Here is a 1,697-nt window from a genome sequence, read left to right as displayed (position 1 = left end):
TGGTGTGAAAAGAAGATTATAAAAAATTTGAAAACGGAGATAGCATTTCTAACTGAGATAGATATTTATTAATGAACAATAGGCGATCTCTAACAAGGCCTTTATTTATCATTCTAAATTTCATTCCTTTCAAGAATTATTTATTATTATTTTTCTAATGCTTCTTTTCTGTATAGATCCAAAACGTAATTGAAATCTGCAGCTCGTCTTAATATTACCATTTCATATTCATCTTTAAACTTTTCTGATACATAATATGCGCATATTCCTTTTACAGCTTCAACTTGAAATACAGAATGAGTTTCTTGCAAAAAAACAAGGTCTAACTTGTATGGCTTAAAAATCTCTTCAAAATCATTATATACAACAGAATATAATTTGTACACATGTTTAACCTTTTCCAATTCAAATAGAAAAACTACTCCTACATCTATATCAGTAAGGGGATCATCTATTTTGACATCATCTGAATCGCTACTTAATAATTTAAAGGCTTTATCTTTTTGTGAGCCAAAAAGATAAACCAAGCCAATTTTATATTTTTTACAAAGAGACTCTAACAATTCATATTTATTAATATTCATATTTTCACCTGCTGTATTTTTTCCATATATATTTTAACATAAATTAGTCAACAAAAATTAAGACCTATTTTTCAAATCATCTCGAAATTAATTTTTCTTTTGCGCTCAAGCAAACGCTTTCAAAGTTTCAACAATCTTCTCTCTTTCTTCGCCTTCAAAAACATAGAAAGAAGTTGCAGATAATCTTCTTTTTAAAGTGTACTTCTTCACAAATAAATTAATTTCTTTTGGTACTTTTGGTCTTAATTCTTTTGGGATGTTTCTTATTTCATAATACCTACCAAAGTTCATTATGAACTTTTTTATTCTAATTCTAAAAGAATTTGAATTATCTCCTTCTACACACATCTGTTTTTGTTCCATTATTGTCATTTAATAATAACATAATATTTACTATGGTTCCAATGTTAACAAGTCAATAGTTAATCGTTTTTCCCTTTTTAATTAATTATATCATAACTATCATCAATAAAGAGAAAGCGAAAACAGAGTATAAAACATGATAAAAAACATCTTATTTCGAGTTTACATAAGCTTTTTTGAGCTAATCTCTGAAAATACGTTTCAATCTATATTTGAACCTGAATAAAAAAATTGCTTGAAAATCATATAGAAAAGGGTATGATAAAAATAAGGGTACAGAAATTTTATTTATCAAAATAAGTTATGGATTTTAATCTTTTAAAGAGTATTGCAAAAAGGAAAAGTATAAGAAAAAATAAGGTATTTGCGCGCAAAAGAAACATCCCGCAGGAGAGATAACAAAAATTGAAACGAAAGGAGATGAATAAAATGACAAAGTTAAACACAATTTCGAGAGTAGTGCCAGCTTGTGGTTGCTTAATTGGTTCTTGTGGAAATCAACCAAGACCATAGGTAATAAAATAAAGTAAACATCAACGATTCCTTTTCCGTAAGGAATGTTATAAAAGATTTATTGTTTGAATATATTAAAAATACTGTAAAGGGTGGGAAATAATGAAAAAAAAGAAAAATAAAAGTTATAATGAAATACTTTTAAAATATTCTAAAAAAATTAATATAAAGTAATCAAAAAATTCCTCTTATTCTTGCTCCAATATTATTGTTAGTTTCAGTCGTGTCTCCTTTTTA

The 1,697-nt window shown here is 26.4% G+C and carries 2 protein-coding genes; both read right to left on the bottom strand.

Annotated features, from left to right (window positions below; translation table 11 throughout):
* Nucleotides 1-146 precede the first annotated feature (146 nt).
* Nucleotides 147-584, bottom strand: a complete 438-nt coding sequence (locus tag PW5551_RS03800) for a nucleotidyltransferase domain-containing protein (protein ID WP_113074483.1) — start codon at nt 582-584, stop codon at nt 147-149.
* 105 nt (nt 585-689) lie between these two features.
* Nucleotides 690-956 (bottom strand): hypothetical protein, encoded by a 267-nt coding sequence (locus PW5551_RS03795; RefSeq protein WP_233488424.1) that lies wholly within the window; start codon nt 954-956, stop codon nt 690-692.
* Nucleotides 957-1,697: the final 741 nt, after the last annotated feature.

Origin of the sequence: Petrotoga sp. 9PW.55.5.1 (assembly GCF_003265365.1) — a bacterium.
In the GTDB taxonomy this organism is placed as follows: Bacteria; Thermotogota; Thermotogae; order Petrotogales; family Petrotogaceae; genus Petrotoga.
This window is presented reverse-complemented; position numbering and strand designations above follow the sequence as displayed.